The organism is Micromonospora orduensis (assembly GCF_006228125.1).
Classification (GTDB): Bacteria; Actinomycetota; Actinomycetes; order Mycobacteriales; family Micromonosporaceae; genus Micromonospora; species Micromonospora orduensis.
The window spans coordinates 19,044-35,179 of the sequence record NZ_VDFY01000071.1 but is presented as its reverse complement, the minus strand read 5'-3'; the positions used below and the strand labels follow the sequence as shown (position 1 = coordinate 35,179).

The following is a 16,136-nucleotide window of genomic DNA, read 5'->3' as shown; positions in this document are numbered from 1 at the left end:
GATAGGCTCCGGTCTCGTGGGCTCGGAGATGTGGATAAGAGACAGGTGGCCGACGGCGTGCGGAGGGGGGGGACGGACGGCACGGTGCTGGGCGTGGCGTCGGGGGTACGCGTCGGCGCTGCCGTCGGGGATCCCGTGCTGGTGGGCCGCGCGTCCGGGTCCCGTAGTTCGGGTGGGGCGCCGCAGCCGGTCGACACACCGATGGCGAGCAGCGCGAGCGCCGGCAGCACGGTGCGTGTCATCGCCCGCGCCGTGGTGGACGACGCGCGGGGGAGCGGGGTGAACGGCACGGGCCGATCCTCGGGACATCGGAGAATTCTTCGCGGCCGGGGGTGGCCGAGCCCATCGTAGGGGGAGCGGACGGTCGGGTGAAGCTCAGCCGAGGACGCGGTGCCCGGCGCGCTCCAGCGCGGCCCGGCCCTCCGCCAGCCGAACGGCCGGCACCAGCACGTAGTCGGTGTCGAACGTGGAGAAGGTGACCACGCTTACCCGGGCCTCGGCGAGCGGGTCGACGAGCGCGGCCAGGGTGCCGGTGCTGGGCAGATCCGCCGGGCCGGCGACCCGTAGGCAACGCCACGCCGTCTCCACGACCGCCTGCGCGGGCACCCGGTCGGCCGGGCAGATCACCGAGATCCCGTCGGCGGTCCAGCTCACGGTGACCACGTCGGCGCGGCCCAGCCCGCTCGACAGCTGCTCCGGCAGGGCGGCGTCGGCCGCCAGGCGGCACACGGCGTACTCCCCCGGCAGCAGAGCGATATCGAGCATGAGGGCACCCTACGGTCTCGGTGCCGACCGGCCCCAGCATTGTCGCGTGCGGCGAACGACACACTCCGCCGCAGGTCAGACCTCGGAGAAGAAGGTGAGGGAGCCGGCGACTGCGCCGTCCGCGTGCACCGGCGTGGAGATCGCGTCGACTGTCGCGTCGGAGCTGTCCGCCGAGGCGGCCTGCACCCGGAGCAGACCGCGGGCGAGACGGCCGGAGGAGAGCGCCAGCAGAGGCGGAATCTTGTCTATCTCGGCCTCGGTCAGCTCGCCCCGGTTGGCGGTGAAGTCGAGCAGGCGCAGCCCGCCGTCGAGCAGCGGCCGCCCGATCAGGCCGTCCGGCTCGCCCAGGCACAGCAGCTCGCAGCCGGCCGTGGAGATCGCCACCACCCGTGTGTCGGCGTCGATCAGCAGGCAGGGCTCGTCGGCACGGCACACCGTCGAGGACCACTGGCCGAAGTTGTCGAGCTCCGGCTCTGTCGAGGCCCGCGCCGCTGGCACGAACACTTCGGAGAGCGAAAGTTCGACGTGGGCCACCGAGCCTCCTATGTACACCGACGGACTGTCCACGCTAGCGGGTCACCGACAGAACCACCGAGCGCACCGGGTCGCCGACTTACTCGGACTGGCCCGAGGCGGCCGGTGACGGCGCGGGAGCCGGTGGGGTGAACGGGGGGACCGGAGCCGCGTGGCGTCGCCGGTGACGTTACCGGTGGTGGGCCGGCTTGTCAGCGGCCGTTCGGCCCTCCTCGTACCACCGGTAGTCGGCCGTTGGACGGTACGTGCCGTTCAGCCAGGTCCCGGGGTGCTGTGCGACCCGGGACAGCTTCTCGGCCGTGGCCGGGCTGATCCGGCTGCCGCCGGCCACGAGGAGCCGGTCCAGCTCCCGGTGGGTGGCCATCAGGCAGTCCTTCGGAAGGCCGTAGACGCTGATCACGCCCGAGCCGACGAAGGTCAGCACCGGCGTGACCGGAACCGGGAGCCCCACGGCGTCGGACAGGGCCTTGCTGGCGCGCTTGGCGTCCCGGCGGGCTTCGGCCACGTACGGCGGCCGCTTGCCGTTGATCTGCACCACGTCCCCGGCGACGAGCACGCGGGCCCGGCCGTGGTCGGCGATGGTCACCGCGAACAGGCCGCTCGGTCCGATGGCGAGGAACCCGGCGCGCTCGTCCTGGTTGCGGTCGAGCAGGACGTCAGTCACGTCGGTGCGGGGCCACTCGATGACGTGCCAGGCCGGCCCGAGATGGTCGAGTTGGCCCAGCGCCCGTGCGCCGGCCGCCTCCAACCGCCGGGCACCCCGCTCGGCCCGACGACGACGGGCCCATTCGAGCGGTGTCGGACGGACCGGTGCGAGAGCCCCGGGCGACTCGACGCGGGGGTGGGGCACCGCGACGGGCGGCAGTGCCCGAGCGGACGGTACGGCTCGTCGTGCGGGAAAGACAGTCATCGCGACCTCCGGCAAAAGGTCCCTCGAAGTTATGTCCTCACTACCCTACGTTGCCACTCCCGGTGTTCGGCAAGCCGGAGCGCCGGAGTGAGTACGGATGAATGCCATATTCATCCACAGTTCTTTTCTCGGATGCCGCCAAACCCTGCCCTACGCTGCGGGAGTGACCCACTACGTCGACAGCGAAGTCGGCCGGCTCGGCACCGTACTGCTGCACCGGCCCGGCCCGGAACTGGCCCGGCTCACCCCCCGCAACAACGACTCGCTCCTGTTCGACGCGATCCCCTGGGTGGGACGCGCCCAGGAGGAGCACGACGCGTTCGCCGCCGCGCTTCGCGAACGCGGCGTCGAGGTGCTCTACCTGGCGACCCTGCTGACCGAGACGCTGGCCGTGGCGGACGCCCGGGCCGAACTCACCGAGCAGGTGCTGCGCTCGCGGCGGCTCGGCGACACCCTGCGCGCCCGCGTCGCCGACCACCTCTCCTATCTGGACGCGGCGGCCCTGGCCGACGTGCTCACCGCCGGCCTGGCCCACGAGGAGCTGCGGATCAGCTCGGAGCGGCCTGGCGGGTTGGTCTACACCCTGATGGACCGGCACGACTTCGTCATCGACCCGCTGCCCAACCTGCTGTTCACCAGGGACTCGTCGCTGTGGATCGGCGACCGGGTCGGCGTCACAAGCCTCGCCATGCCGGCCCGCCGCCGCGAGACCACCCTCACCGAGGCCATCTACCGCCACCATCCGCGCTTCGCCGGCACCGAGTTCGTCTACCGGCCGCACCTGGAGCACCTGGAGGGCGGGGACGTCCTGGTGCTCGCACCCGGGGTGCTGGCCGTGGGCGTGGGCGAGCGGACCACCCCGGCCGGAGCGGAACGCCTCGGTCGGCAGGTCTTCGCCGCCGGGCTGGCCCACACCATCCTGGTGGTGCCGATCGCCCAGAAACGCGCCACCATGCACCTGGACACCGTGTGCACGATGGTCGACGCCGACGCCGTGCTGATGTATCCCAACATCGCCAGCACGCTCTGCGCGTACACGGTGATCGCCGGCGCGGACGGCGAGGACCCCCGGGTGGACGGCCCGGCGCCGTTCCTGCGGGCCGCCGCCGACGCGATGGACCTGGACCAGCTCCGGGTCATCGACACCGGGCTCGACCCGGTCACCGCCGAACGCGAGCAGTGGGACGACGGCAACAACACCCTCGCCCTGGCACCCCGGCTCTGCGTCGGCTATGAACGCAACACCGAGACGAACGCCCAACTGGAGCGGGCCGGCATCGAGGTGATCCCGATCGCCGGATCGGAGCTGGGCTCGGGGCGGGGTGGCCCCCGCTGCATGTCCTGCCCGATCTCCCGTGATCCGCTGCCGGTGGCCGGGTGAGCGGGCTCAGCGCAGGGTGAGCTGGCGGCCGAGAAGCCCCTGCCGGGCGCGCCGGCCGGCGGCGTCCAGTGGGTCGGTGGCGGCGAGCGCCTCGGCGTACCGCTTGGCGAACTGCGCGACCGGGTCCTCCCAGTCGGTCGCCGGGGTCTCCTCCGGCAGATCCCAGACCGGCACCAGGCGACCGTGCGCGCGGAACATGCCGGCGAACCTGGTCTGCTCGCCGAGCGTCAGCGTGCCGGCCGCGCCGAGGCGGGCCAGCGCGTCCAGGGCGGCGTCCTCGTCCTCCGGCAGCACCCAGCGCACGTGCGCCTTCTCCGGGACCTGACACCAGTACGCGGCCTTCGCCGCGCTGAGCCGCACGGTCGGGTAGATGGCCGCGTTCGCCCGCTCCAGGGACGCCTGGACGGTCGGGTCGTCCGCCGCGCCGGGGTCGAGCCAGAACTCGAACCCCTCGTGCATGCTGATCTCCAGCGGGCCGTCCACCAGGATGTCCTGCAGGCGGGGGCCGGGGCCGGGCAGCGGAGGGACGGCCACCTCATCGCCCGGCTCGGTCCGCAACGCGCACAGCAGCGCCTCGGCCAGGTCCCGTGAGACGTCGCCGGACTGCTGGTGGCGTTGCAGACCGATCAGCACCCGGCCGTCCGGCTTGGTCATCGCCGGGGCGGCCATCGGCAGCACGGTCGCCAACGTGGCCGGCCGGTCGCCGAACTCCTCGATCAGGGCGGGCGTCAGCCGCAGCGGCGCCGACGCGGCGGGCACCAGCTCGCGCAGTGCGATCCACTCGGGCTCGTCGACAAGCCCTTCGAACGGCCGCGGGACGAAGATGTCCCGCACCTTGTCCCGGCGGGGGGCGGTGTCGGCGCGCTGGTTCTTTCGACGCTTGCTCACGGCGTCACAGCCTAGAGGCCCGACCGGCCCGTCGTGGGCCGGACCCGCCCCGACGCGTCGTTCAGCCCGCCGCCACGAGGTCGGACCGGCTCGTGGGCGTCGGGTCGAACTCCGCCCAGACGCGCTGGCCCATGCCGTCGTGCTCGACGCCCCAGCGGGTGGCCAGGCCGGCCACGATGTGCAGGCCGCGCCCGTCCGCCGCGTCCGGGCTGGCCGTGCGCAGCCGTGGACCGCCGCCCGCGCCGCCGTCGGTCACCCGCAACTGGATCCGCGGGCCCTCCAGCGAGGGCCGCAACCGCCAGGCCACCCGGACCACGCCGCCCGGCAGCGGCCGGGCGTGCCGCACGGCGTTGCCCACCAGCTCGGCGAGGACCGCGATCAGGTCCGCGAGGAGAGCCGGGGGTACGACCTCACCCAGCTCGTCGGCGAGCCGGTGCCGGGCCAGCCGCGCCCCGGCGGGGTGGTGCGGGACGACCACACACCACGCCCGTTCCCTCGCTGCCGTTGCCACCGTCGCCTCCACGTCGCGCCACCGCCGGTCAACCGCGCGGTAGCCGCACCTCTGCGACCGTACCGCCGCCGGTCCTCGGACGTAGGGATACCCATCCATTCTGCTGTTCAACGATCCGGCGGACGAGATAGAGCCCGAGCCCCGCACCCGGGTAGCCGCGCCGGTCGCCGGACTCCCCCTGCCAGAACCGGTCGAAGGCCCGCTCCACGTGGTCGGGGCGGATGCCGATGCCCCGGTCGCTGACCCGGAACGCCACCAGCTGGCCGTCCACCCCCGCGGTGATCTCGATGGGTGAGTCCGGGGGCGAGTACTTGCCCGCGTTCGTCGTCAGTTCGGTCAGCACTGTGGTCAGGCTGGGGCGGTGGCCCAGCGCCTTGGGCAGGCCGGACGGGAGACGCAGCACCAGTCGGCGGCGCAGCTCGGCCGGCAGGTCGCCGACCGCGGCGCGCAGCGCCTCACCGAGGTCGAACGGGGTGGGCGGGTCGTCCCCCGGCCCCGCCTCGGCGGCCGAGGAGAGCAGCCGGTCGACGAGCCGGGCGAGTTCGTTGGCCCGCTGCCCGATCACCCGGGCTGCCTGCCGTCGGTCCGCCTCGGTCAGCGACTCCCAGTGGTCGGTGAGGGTGTCCGCGTACCCCTTGATCACGGTGACCGGCGTCCGCAGCTCGTGGCTGGTCACCGCGACGAACAGGTCGCGGTCGTGGTCCCGGCGCTGCTGGTCGGTGATGTCGCGGAAGGTCACCACCCGCAGGGCGCCGGGGCCGGGCAGCTCGCCGGAGGTGATCCGCAGCCAGCGCCCGTCCGGCAGCCGGTGGTCACGGACCTGGCCGGACGGCGGCAGCGGGAACGGTAGCGGACGGCTCAGCGCCTGCTCGGCCTCCCGGCCGGTGACCTGCGCGGCGGCCGGGTTCCAGAGGCGGACGTGACCGTCCCGGTCGACCACGGCCAGCCCGTCGGCGAGCGCCGCCACGACCGGCCCGTCGCCGTGCACCGGGAGCCCGGTCTGATCGCCGTACATGTGCCCGACGCAGGAGGCGAGGTAGGCGACCACCCCCTGCCGCTCGGCCCCCTGCTCGTCGCCGTCCGGGTAGAGCGCGTGCAGGCTGCCGACGGGGTGCCCGCCGATCTCCGCGCGGGACACCACCATCCGGCGCAGGCCGCTGCCGGCCAGTTCGCCGGCGAGTTTGCCGCTGAGGTCGGCCACCCGGACCTGACGTACCCGTGGGCCGGAGAGCAGGCAGACGGTGTCCGGGTCGTCGACGGCCAGCGGACGGCCGACGGCCCACTCCGCCGCGCCGGTCGCGGCGATCACCCGACCGCCGGTCGGGCCGAACTCGACGAAGGCCATCCCGGTCGCGCCGAGCGCCGGCTGGGCCACCCGGAGCAGCTGGGTGAGGACCGGCAGGCCGGCATCACCAGAATTGATCATCTCGATGACGACGGTGTGGCCGGCGATGAGAGCGGGGAAGTCGATTCGCTCCGGCATGGGCCGAGTCTGCCCCGTCGACAGGCGTTTGGCACCCCCGCCGGTCGGTGCCGGTCAACGATCCAGCCGGGCCAGGGCGTGCGCCGGCCGGTCGGTGATGATCCCGTCCACCCCGGCGGCCAGCACCAGCTCCAGGTCGGCAGGCTCGTTGACCGTCCAGACGTACACCTGGTTGCCGGCCGCGCGCAGCGCGGGCAGCAGGTGCGGACGGGCCCGGACCAGGCCGATGCCCGGCCCGGCGATACGGGCGCCGAACGGCAGCCGACCGGGCCGCACCAGACGCGGCAGCACCTCCAGCAGCAGCACCGTGGGCAGCGTCGGGGCCAGCTCGCGGATCCGCCGGATCGCCAGCGGGGAGAACGACATCACTGTCACCTGGACCGGGTCGTCCGGCGCCGGGTCGGCCAGCCCGTACCGGCGCAGCAGTTCGACCAGGCGGCGCTCCACGGCCGAGCCGTAGCGGGACGGATGCTTCGTCTCCACCAGCAGCCGGACCGGCCGGCCGGCGGCCAGCACCGCGTCCAGCAGCCGGGCCAGGGTCAGCAGCCGGGTGTGCGAATCGTCCGGCGGCAGGTCACCGTCCGCCGCGCTGCCCGGATGCCAGGAGCCGAAGTCCAGCGCCTCCAACTCGGCGAGGGTACGCGCGCTGACCAGACCGCGACCGTTGCTGGTGCGATCCAGCCGCCGGTCGTGGACGCAGACCAGGTGCCCGTCCCGGGTCAGCCGGACGTCGCACTCCAGGCCGTCCGCGCCCTCGTCCAGGGCGCGCAGGTACGCGGCGAGGGTGTGCTCCGGAAGGTCGTACGAGGCGCCGCGGTGCGCGAAGACCAGAGGTCCGCCCATCCCGGCCGCCTCAGATGACCTGGCCGGGCTGCCCGTTCGCGTCGACCACCGGGCGGCCGACGGCGGCCCACTGGCGCATCCCGCCGTCGGCGTTACGCACCTGCTCCCAGCCGTTGTTGACCAGGTAGGCGACGACCTGGGCGGAACGCCCGCCGGAGCGGCAGACGACCGCCACGTCCCGGTCGGTGGGCACCTCGGCCAGTCGGGCCGGCAGCTCCATCATCGGCAGGTGGTGGGCGGTGGGGGCATGGCCGGCCGCCCACTCGTCGTCCTCCCGCACGTCCAGCAGGTAGGTGTCGTCGGCGATCTCGGTCACGGGCACGGTGGGAACCTGGGGTCCGAACACAGGAAGCAACACTAGATCCTCGCCGGCCGGATCGGCACCGACCGGGCCGTCGCCACCGTCACAACCGGGACACCCAGCGCGGGTTGGCCTGGGCCCAGACGGGCACCCGTGTCCCGCGTACGGCCTCGAAGAGCCCGTTGCCGCCGTTGTCCAGCACCACGTACGACACCTCGTCGATGGTCTGTGGCGACGACGGCACCTGGACGCCGCGCAGCCCGTCGGGCGGCAGCGCGCGCAGCGCGAGGAGCAGGTCCTCCAGGGGTACGCCGTTGGTGTCGACGGTCAACGAGCCGCCCACGGCCCGCAGCACCTGGTCCAGTTTGATCGGGTTGCTGCGCAGGTCCGCCCTACCGGCGCTGTCCAGCATCGCCCGCAGGAGTTGTTGCTGGTGGTGCTGCCGGTCGTAGTCGCCGCCGGGCAGGTCGTAGCGCTGCCGTACGTAGTCCAGCGCCTGCGCGCCGTCCATCTGCTGGCAGCCGGTGGGGAAGACCCGGTTGGTGTGGATCGAGCGGACCTCGGTGTCCACGCACATCTCCACCCCGCCGAGCAGGTCGATGACCTTCCGGAAGCCGGAGAAGTCGATGAGCGCGGCGCCGTCGAACCGGATGCCGGTGAGCCGGTTCAGGGTGGTGGAGAGCAGTCTCGTGCCGGCCTCTCCGCCGCCGCCGTGCTCGTACGCGGCATTGATCTTGTCCGGTCCGCCGGCGAAGCCGTTCGCGGGCGGGATGGCGACCAGCAGGTCACGCGGGATGGACACCAGGTACGCCTCCCGCTGGCCGGCGGGAACGTGCACGATGAGGATGGTGTCGGAGCGCTGGTCCGGCCCATTGTCACCGGGGCGGCGGTCGGAGCCGACCAGCAGGTAGTTGAGCGGCCCGTCCAGGTCGGTCCGGCTGGTGCGGGCGCCGGCGTCGAGCAGTTGCTCCTTGGTGACGGTGCGGTCGTACCTGTTGCTGAGTGTCTTGAGGCCGACCACGGCGAGCCCGGCCAGCAGGACGAGGGTCAGGCCGATGCCGAGCAGGATCCGTGGCCCCCGGGCGCGACGGGACCGGGCGGGTACGGCCGAGCCGGCCGGACCTGCCGCGTTGCGTCCGGACCTGGACGTGACCGCCTCCCCGCAGCCGATACGTGAAACCTGCTCACGTCAGACTACGGACGGTGACGGGTGGGTGCGGCGTTTCCGCGACTTCGGCCGCCGCCGCAGCCGTCACTTGCGGGTGGAGATCACCTCGGGGTGGGCGAAGATGAACTCGGCGAGCTTGTCCTGCTTGATGGCCTGGAACATCTCCATGGTCTCCGGGCTCAACGCCTCGGCGCCCTGGCCGTTGCTGTTGAAGGTGCCGTTGTTGGTCTTCAACATGGTCAGCTCGTTCGCGGTCACCCCGCGCATGGTGAAGATCAGATCTTCGATCTTGGCGCCACCGGTGTCCAGCACGAACGCCTTGCCCGCCGCCTTGATCAGCTGGTTCAGCTTCGCCGGGTTGGTCAGCGTGCCGCCGTCGGTGGCCTTGCGGGCCATCGCCTTGATCAGCTGCTGCTGGTTCTGCTGGCGGTCGTAGTCGCCACCCGGAAGACCGTAGCGCTGCCGGGCGTAGTCCAGGGCCGCCCAGCCCTCCATCTCCTGGCAGCCCTTCTTGTGCACCACCGGCGTCATCCGCTTGCCGGTCTTCTTGGCGTCGGCGTTCCACATCGGCTTGCCGTCGACGAACGACATGTGCTTGGACTTGACCTCGTGGCTCACGCAGATCTTCACGGTGCCGAGGGTGTCGATGACGTTCTTGAACCCGCCGAAGTTGATGATCGCCGCGCCGTCGAAGCTGACGCCGGTGAGTCGCTTGATGGTCTGCGCCATCAGCTGGGCACCGCCCTCCCAGCCGCCGCCGTTGCGGGCGCCGGCCTGGAACGCTGCGTTGATCTTGTCGGTGCCGCCGGTGTAGCCGCTCGCCTTGAACGGCGGGATCTGCGCCTGCGTGTCCCGCGGGATGGAGATCAGGTACGCCTGGTCGTGCGAGGCCGGGATGTGCAGGATGATGATGCTGTCCGAGCGGACGTCGTCGGCGGCCCAGCGCTCCCGCGCGTCCACGCCGAGCAGCAGCATGTCGATCGGGCCGTCCAGGCTCGCACCGCCCTCGGCGTCGGACTTGCCGGCCTCACCCAGCAGGTTGCGCTGGGCGATGTCGCCGGTCGCCTGCCCGATCAGCACCTTGCCGCCGACGATGGCCACCCCGCTGCTGAGCATCAGCACGGCACCGAAGATCACGGTCAGTCGGGCCCAGAGGGGATCCTTGCGTCGGGTCCGCTTCTTCGCCGGCCCACTACCGCCCGACCGGCCTGCGCCACCACCGTCACCGGGCGGCCGCCCTCCCGCCCCGCCGCCTGAGCGGCCCGGCTGCACAGGGATGGACGCGGCGATCCGCCCGCTGGGGGCGGCGGATCCGGTGGACGAAGGGCGACGACTGGCCTGAACCGGCATTCGTGCTCCAGCTCGTGATCAGGAGGGGGCGGCACCACTGTACGTACATCGATTCGACTTGGCGAGTTCATCAGTGGTCCATCCGGGCGGCATTTTCCGCGATCCGGTCTATCGTCGCCATTCGATGGACCAGGCGGTGGGCGTCCGATTACCCGCCGTCGCTACCCTTCGGCGGGTTGGCCTTGACCCACTCCGCCATGGTGTCCGCCGCCATGGCCCGGTACATCGCCAACGCCTTCTCCCGGTCGGAGACCACCACCGACTCGCCGTTGATCGTGTCGCTGCCCGAGTTCGGGCTGGTCACGAAGGTGAGGTTCTGGCCGCGCAGATTGCGGAACTGCAGCGCCATGTCTGTAACCGAGAAACCCTGGTCGACGGTTACGGCCTTGGTCACCGACTGGAGGAAGTCGTTGAGCTTCTTCGGGTTCGCCAGCGTGCCGGTGCTCGCCGCCTTGTCCATCAGGGCACGGAGAAACTCCTGCTGGTGCCGCATGCGGGCGAAGTCGCCGTCCGGGAACTGCTTGCGCTGCCGGATCCAGTCCAGCGCCTCCGCGCCGTCCATGTGGTTGGTGCCCTTGGTGAACGTCCGGTACGGCTTGTGGATCGAGGTGATGGTCCGCTCCACCTTCAGGTCGACCCCGCCGAGGGCGTCGGTGACCTCCTTGAAGCCGCCGAAGTCGATAGCCATCACGTGGTCGATCCGGACGTCGGTGAAGCACTCCACGGTGCGTACCGCCAGCGGCAGCCCACCGAACGCGAACGCCGCGTTGATCTTCGCGCGTTGCCCGGAGCCGCAGTCCGCGCCGGCCCTCTCCGGGATCGGCACGTACAGGTCACGCGGGATGGAGACCAGGTAGGCCTCCTGGTGGTCGGCCGGAATGTGCATCACGATGATCGTGTCGGCCCGCCACTGGCTCTTGCTGTCGACCGGCGCGTCCGGGTCCCGCGAGTCGCTGCCGACCAGCAGGATGTTCAGCGCACCCTCGACGGGCTTGACCGGACGACCTCCGGTGATCTCCGCGAACGGGTCGGTGCGGGCCAGGTCGCCGTCGAGGTTGCGGGCGTACAGCCACGCGCCGAGGCCGCCGAGCAGCGCCAGGACCAGGACCGTCACGCCGGCCACCAGGCCGATCCGACCCCAGCGCGGCCGAGGCCCGCGCCGACCGGACCCGCCGGTGCCACCGGTCCTGCCGGGCCCCGTCGGCCCGCCAGGACCGCCCGGACCGGGCTGCTCATCCTCGGGCGACGGGTACCAGCGTGCCTCGGTCGGTCGGGCACGCCCGGAGGCGCCCCGGTCGGGGCTGGGCACCGAGGCGCGCCCGGCGCTGCGGTGCAGGTACGGGTGGGGAACGCCGGCAGACGATGTCGCTGACATGTAACTCAGGGTACGGAGTGCGAGCCACCACCGCCTTCAGGCGACACTCAGCGATCGGCCGGGCCGGTTACCCTAGCCGCGCCCGGAAGTACTCGATCGTGCGTCGCAGGCCGTCTTCGGGTGCCACGGTCGGCTCGTATCCGAGCAGTTCCCGGGCGAGAGTCAGATCCGGGCGACGCATCTCCGGGTCGTCCGCGCTGCGGGTGATGTAGGTCACCTGCGAGCTGCTGTCGGAGAGCGACACGATCAACTCGGCGAGTTGCCGCATGGTCAACTCATGCTCGGTGCCGCAGTTGACCGGACCGGTCTCGGTCGAGTCGAGCAGCAGCAGGATGCCGCGCACCAGATCCTCGACGAAGCAGATGGACCGGGTCTGGTTGCCGGTGCCGTGCACGGTGAGCGGCTCGCCGCGCAGCGCCTGGGAGATGAAGGTGGGGATGGCCCGACCGTCGTCCGGGCGCATCCGCGGGCCGTACGTGTTGAAGATCCGGACGATGGCCGCGTCGAGCCCGCGGTAGCGGTGGTACGCCATCGTGGCCGCCTCGGAGAAGCGCTTCGCCTCGTCGTAGACGCTGCGCACCCCGATCGGGTTGACGTTGCCCCAGTAGGTCTCGCGCTGCGGGTGCTCCTTCGGGTCCCCGTACGCCTCGGAGGTGGAGGCCATCAGGAACCGGGCGCCGTCGGCGACCGCGCGGTCCAGCAGGTGCAGGGTGCCCACCGAGCCGACCCGCAGGATCTCCACCGGCAGTTGGGCGAAGTCGGTGGGGCTGGCCGGCGAGGCCATGTGCAGGATCGCGTCGAACCGCTCGGCGAGCGCCGGGTGGTGGGTCGGCAGGCCGTCGGAGATGTCCGCCTCGACCAGCGTGAAGGTGGGGCGGTCGAGCAGGTGGGCGACGTTCTCCTTGGAGCCGGTGACGAAGTTGTCCAGGGCCACCACCGTGCAACCGCGGGCGATCAGGGCGTCCACCAGGTGCGACGGGACGAATCCGGCGCCGCCGGTGACGAGGACGCGGTGACCGGGACCGAAGCGCTCAGCAACCTTCATGCCGGTCAGCCTACCGATCCCCGGATACGGGAACGGGCCCCCGCTGACGCGTGGCGTCGGCGGGGGCCCGTCCGGAGTGTCAGTGGGCGCCCGAACCGGTGAGGGCGCGCACCTCCAGCTCCGCGTACTTCGCCTCGTCGTTCTCCTTGGAGATGAGCGTGCCGATCCATCCGCAGAGGAAGCCGAACGGGATGGAGAGGATGCCCGGGTTGGACAGCGGGAACCACTGCCAGTCGTGGTCCGGGAACATCGAGGTCGCCGCGCCCGAGACCACAGGCGAGAAGAACACCAGCAGTACGGCCGAGAGCAGGCCACCGTAGATCGCCCACACCGCGCCGGAGGTGTTGAACCGCCGCCAGAACAGGCTGTAGAGGATCGCCGGCAGGTTGCCCGAGGCGGCGACCGCGAAGGCCAACGCCACCAGGAACGCCACGTTCAGGTTCTGCGCGTAGATCGACAACAGGATGGAGACCGCGCCGATCACCAGGGCGGAGATCCGGGCGACCCGTACCTCCTGACGCTCCGACGCCTCGCCCCTCTTCATGACGTTCGCGTAGAAGTCGTGCGCCAGGCTGGACGAGGAGGCCAGGGTCAACCCGGCGACCACCGCCAGGATGGTGGCGAAGGCGACCGCCGCGATGATCGCCAACAGGGCGGCACCACCCAGGTCGCCACCGAAGAAGTCGATACCGAGCGCCTCGGCCAACTGAGGTGCCGCCGTGTTGCCGGCCTTGTCCTGCGCGGTGATCGCCTCGCTGCCGACCAGCGCCGCCGCACCGAAGCCGAGGGCCAGGGTGAGCAGGTAGAAGGTGCCGATGATGCCGATCGCCCAGAGCACGCTCTTGCGGGCCGCCTTGGCGGTCGGCACGGTGTAGAAGCGGATCAGGATGTGCGGCAGGCCGGCGGTGCCGAGCACCAGGGCGATGCCCAGCGACAGCAGGTCGACCTTGTTGTAGAAGGTCTGTGTCGCGTTGCCGGCCACTTCGACGCCGTACCGCAGACCTGGTTCGAGGAAGGCGCTGCCCTTGCCGGAGGAGGCGGCGGCGTCGCCGAGCAGCGACGACAGGTTGAACTTGTACTTCGCCAGCACCAGCAGGGTCATCAGCAGCGCGCCGCCCATCAGCAGGAACGCCTTGACGATCTGCACGTAGGTGGTGCCCTTCATGCCACCAACGGTCACGTAGATGATCATCAGGGCGCCGACCATGATGATGGTGGCCACCTTGGCGGTGGCGGCGTCCATTCCGAGGAAGGTCGTCCCGGGCTTGATGCCGAGCAGCAGCGCGACAAGCGCGCCCGCGCCGACCATCTGGGCCAGCAGGTAGAAGATCGACACCGTGATGGTGGAGACCGCCGCCGCCGTACGCACCGGACGCTGGCGCATCCGGAAGGCGAGCACGTCGGCCATCGTGTACCGGCCCGAGTTGCGCAGCAGCTCCGCCACCAGCAGCAGGGCCACCAGCCAGGCGACCAGGAAGCCGATCGAGTAGAGGAAGCCGTCGTAGCCGTAGAGCGCGATGATGCCGGCGATGCCGAGGAACGAGGCGGCCGACATGTAGTCGCCACCGATCGCCATGCCGTTCTGGAAGCCGGAGAACGACCGGCCACCCGCGTAGAAGTCGGTAGCCGTCTTCGTCTGCCGGCTGGCCCAGATGGTGATGGCCAGGGTCACCGCCACGAACACCAGGAACAGCGTGATGGTCAGGTTGCGGGCGGTGTGGTTGCCCGCCTCGGCAGCGAGGAGCAGGTCAGCCGCGTGGACCGTTGTCATGGGTCACCTCCCCGATCTCGGCACGGATCCGGTCGGCGACCGGGTCGATCTTCCGGTCCGCGAACCGGGAGTACAGCCAGGCGATCAGGAACGTGGAGACGAACTGGAGCAGGCCGAAGACGAGCGCGACGTTGATGTTGCTGCCGAACAGCTTCGTGCCCATGAAGTCCCGGGCGTACGCGGAGAGAATGACGTAGAGCGCATACCACAGGAAGAACGCGACGGTCATCGGGAAGACGAAGCCGCGCAACGTACGCCGCAGCCCGGCGAACTCGTCCGACCGTTGTACGGCCAGGTACTTGTCCGACTGGGAAGCGGCCGGAGCGGGTGTGTCCGTGGACATTTGTGGATCACCACCTTCACAGGCGTCAGAGGAGTTTCGCGCACCGTAAAGAGCGCACTCCTCGGCGGGGAAGGCTGAGATCGACACCGGTCGCCGAGTGCGCCGAACGGTTGGCTCGCTGCGCCAAGTGACCCAGATCACCCCGGTGACCGGTCGAGCTGCCGGGCCTCCTCAGCCCGGCAGCTCGTGGTAGCGACCCCGGTAGTGCAGCAGCGGAGACGTGTCCTCGGCCAGGTCGACCGTCTCGATGGTGGCCTCCACCAGCAGCGCCCAGCCGTACTCACGGGCGCTGTCCAGCCGGCATCCCACCCAGCCGCCGGCGTCCTCCGGCACCGGCCCGTACGGCGTGTCGGTCCACGTCCCGGTGGCGAAGAGGCCGCCCGGGGACGGGAACAGGCCGGCGAACCGGTCGGCGAGCTGCCGGTGCGGCGGGCCGAGTGGCGCGACCGCGAACCGCCCCGCGTCCTCGACGGCCGCCCACAGGTCGGACTCCGCGTCGATCAGACCGAGCAGCCGGTCCGGCTCGCCCTCGGCGACCAGGGTGGACGAGACGGTCAGCCCCGCCGGACCCGGTGCCGTCCAGAGCGTGACCGGCGCGGCGAGGCGACCGCGCAGCCGGCGTACCGGTGATCGCTGCCCGGTCGGGACCGCGAACGGATCGGTGTGGTGGATCTCGGCACCCGGCTCATGATTCACGTGAAACATTGTGCCGCCCCGGCCGCGTGCCCAGCCCAGGAAGCGCTCGTGCAGGTCGGCGGGTCGCCCGTTGAGCCGGGCGAGCTGGTCGCCGGCCTCCGCCATCAGGGCGCCCAGGTAGACCAGCAGCCCCACGCGGTCGTGCCGGTACTCGGCGAGCAACGCCAGCCGCGCCGGCTGGCACGGCCAGAGGGCGCCGCAACTCCGACACCTCCAGAGCGGCCGCATCGGCAGGTGCGGCCGGGTCACCAGCGACCTCCGTCGGGCCGCCGTGACGGGATCGACCGGGCCGGTCCGACGGTCGGAGGGCACTTCCTCTTTGTGCGATATGACGCTGAGTCATATTCATGCCCCAGAGTCATATCGCTTGCGGGACCGTGCGGCCGGTGGCGCTCCCGGGCGGCGGCACACATCACCATCGGCCGCCGTTCGCGCGCCAGGTCTGCGCCGGCGTGAGCCAGCCCGCCCGGCCCGGTCGCGGCAGGGCCACCGTCGGCCCGTCCGCCCACCCGGGCGGCTGAGCGGGCACGCCCGGCGACCCCTCCGCGCCCGGCGCCGCCGTCGGCGCCGGCTTCCTTCTCCGGTACGACCACCGCGCCCCGTTCCTGCCCCGGATGAACCCGAACATGGCTGATCTCCTCCCGGTCGACGAGGGCCGCCCCGATCGGGGGATGACCGGGGCGGCCCGACGCAGGACCCGGTCGCCGGGACGTCGCCTCCACCGGCCGGGCCGCGCGTCCTCCACCCTGGACGGAAGGGCGCGAACAAGGGA

General features: G+C 71.6%; 16 protein-coding genes and 1 pseudogene. 1 reads left to right on the top strand and 16 read right to left on the bottom strand.

Going from position 1 to position 16,136, the window contains the following annotated elements; genetic code table 11:
* The 4 genes and pseudogenes from FHG89_RS33210 to FHG89_RS02305 form a co-directional block, all read right to left on the bottom strand.
* Positions 1–290: pseudogene (locus FHG89_RS33210) on the bottom strand (hypothetical protein); the annotation flags it as partial.
* An 85-nt stretch (positions 291–375) separates the two neighbouring features.
* Positions 376–765, bottom strand: coding sequence for an ACT domain-containing protein (locus FHG89_RS02315; RefSeq protein WP_139582377.1), 390 nt, complete (start codon positions 763–765; stop codon positions 376–378).
* Positions 766–840: 75 nt separating this feature from the next.
* Positions 841–1,299, bottom strand: coding sequence for a hypothetical protein (locus FHG89_RS02310; RefSeq protein ID WP_139582375.1), 459 nt, complete (start codon positions 1,297–1,299; stop codon positions 841–843).
* 169 nt (positions 1,300–1,468) lie between these two features.
* The gene (locus FHG89_RS02305) at positions 1,469–2,209 is read right to left on the bottom strand and encodes a hypothetical protein (RefSeq protein WP_139582373.1); all 741 of its coding nucleotides are present in this window, start codon (positions 2,207–2,209) and stop codon (positions 1,469–1,471) included.
* A gap of 163 nt (positions 2,210–2,372) precedes the next feature.
* On the opposite strand from FHG89_RS02305, the gene FHG89_RS02300 reads away from it, so the two are divergent.
* Positions 2,373–3,590 (top strand): arginine deiminase, encoded by a 1,218-nt coding sequence (locus tag FHG89_RS02300; protein ID WP_139582372.1) that lies wholly within the window; start codon positions 2,373–2,375, stop codon positions 3,588–3,590.
* A gap of 6 nt (positions 3,591–3,596) precedes the next feature.
* Here FHG89_RS02300 and FHG89_RS02295 read toward each other — a convergent pair whose 3' ends face one another.
* The 12 genes from FHG89_RS02295 to FHG89_RS02240 all read right to left on the bottom strand — a co-directional run bounded on the left by FHG89_RS02295 (position 3,597) and on the right by FHG89_RS02240 (position 15,592).
* Positions 3,597–4,478, bottom strand: coding sequence for a DUF5926 family protein (locus FHG89_RS02295; RefSeq protein WP_139582370.1), 882 nt, complete (start codon positions 4,476–4,478; stop codon positions 3,597–3,599).
* 61 nt (positions 4,479–4,539) lie between these two features.
* Complete coding sequence (locus FHG89_RS02290) at positions 4,540–4,956, bottom strand: ATP-binding protein (RefSeq protein WP_244295110.1); 417 nt, start codon at positions 4,954–4,956, stop codon at positions 4,540–4,542.
* A 61-nt stretch (positions 4,957–5,017) separates the two neighbouring features.
* Complete coding sequence (locus FHG89_RS02285; RefSeq protein WP_139582367.1) at positions 5,018–6,472, bottom strand: PAS domain-containing sensor histidine kinase; 1,455 nt, start codon at positions 6,470–6,472, stop codon at positions 5,018–5,020.
* A gap of 54 nt (positions 6,473–6,526) precedes the next feature.
* Positions 6,527–7,315: a glycerophosphodiester phosphodiesterase gene (locus FHG89_RS02280; RefSeq protein WP_139582366.1), complete on the bottom strand. Its 789-nt coding sequence runs from the start codon at positions 7,313–7,315 to the stop codon at positions 6,527–6,529.
* Between the two features lie 10 nt (positions 7,316–7,325).
* Positions 7,326–7,661, bottom strand: coding sequence for a rhodanese-like domain-containing protein (locus FHG89_RS02275; RefSeq protein ID WP_139582364.1), 336 nt, complete (start codon positions 7,659–7,661; stop codon positions 7,326–7,328).
* 58 nt (positions 7,662–7,719) lie between these two features.
* A complete protein-coding gene (locus tag FHG89_RS02270) occupies positions 7,720–8,637 on the bottom strand; it encodes an LCP family protein (RefSeq protein ID WP_244295104.1) in 918 nt (305 codons plus the stop codon).
* A gap of 231 nt (positions 8,638–8,868) precedes the next feature.
* A complete protein-coding gene (locus FHG89_RS02265; protein WP_244295108.1) occupies positions 8,869–9,900 on the bottom strand; it encodes an LCP family protein in 1,032 nt (343 codons plus the stop codon).
* Between the two features lie 382 nt (positions 9,901–10,282).
* Positions 10,283–11,509: an LCP family protein gene (locus FHG89_RS02260; protein WP_139582359.1), complete on the bottom strand. Its 1,227-nt coding sequence runs from the start codon at positions 11,507–11,509 to the stop codon at positions 10,283–10,285.
* A 67-nt stretch (positions 11,510–11,576) separates the two neighbouring features.
* Positions 11,577–12,554 carry an NAD-dependent epimerase/dehydratase family protein gene (locus tag FHG89_RS02255; protein ID WP_139582358.1) on the bottom strand — a complete coding sequence of 326 codons (978 nt, stop codon included), beginning with the start codon at positions 12,552–12,554 and terminating at the stop codon, positions 11,577–11,579.
* 79 nt (positions 12,555–12,633) lie between these two features.
* Positions 12,634–14,325, bottom strand: coding sequence for a solute symporter family protein (locus FHG89_RS02250; protein WP_139582356.1), 1,692 nt, complete (start codon positions 14,323–14,325; stop codon positions 12,634–12,636).
* A complete protein-coding gene (locus tag FHG89_RS02245) occupies positions 14,303–14,668 on the bottom strand; it encodes a DUF485 domain-containing protein (RefSeq protein WP_139582355.1) in 366 nt (121 codons plus the stop codon). Before FHG89_RS02245 ends, FHG89_RS02250 begins: the two co-directional genes overlap by 23 nt.
* 171 nt (positions 14,669–14,839) lie before the next feature.
* The gene (locus FHG89_RS02240) at positions 14,840–15,592 is read right to left on the bottom strand and encodes a flavin reductase family protein (RefSeq protein WP_139582381.1); all 753 of its coding nucleotides are present in this window, start codon (positions 15,590–15,592) and stop codon (positions 14,840–14,842) included.
* Positions 15,593–16,136 lie beyond the last annotated feature (544 nt).